This window comes from Delftia sp. WSY_22 (assembly GCF_043104185.1).
GTDB classification, from domain to species: domain Bacteria; phylum Pseudomonadota; class Gammaproteobacteria; order Burkholderiales; family Burkholderiaceae_C; genus Comamonas; species Comamonas tsuruhatensis.
Genome location: NZ_JBICKN010000039.1, coordinates 1 through 270, shown reverse-complemented (window position 1 = coordinate 270; position 270 = coordinate 1). Strand labels below are relative to the sequence as shown.

Here is a 270-nt window from a genome sequence, read left to right as displayed (position 1 = left end):
GACTGGGGCGAGGAGTCCGAGCCGTCGCCCATCTCCGACATGCTGGAGGTGGACCAGAACGACACCGTGACCATCCAGCGGCCCCAGGCCATGACGGGCGAGCAGCATGCCGCGCGCCACGTCGTGAAGTGGCGCATCTACCGCAGCAACGCCTCGGCCGCGGCGGCGGCCTGGCAGCTGGTGCAGGAGCTGCAGATCTCCGTGGCCAGCTTCCTCGATGACAAGAAGGGCGAGGAGCTGGACAGCCTGCAGCCGCAGTTCACCTGGGCC

1 pseudogene is annotated in these 270 nt (G+C 68.9%); it reads left to right on the top strand.

Annotated elements, in window-relative coordinates:
* Positions 1-270 (top strand): annotated as a pseudogene (locus ACF8NF_RS19845) (hypothetical protein); the annotation flags it as partial.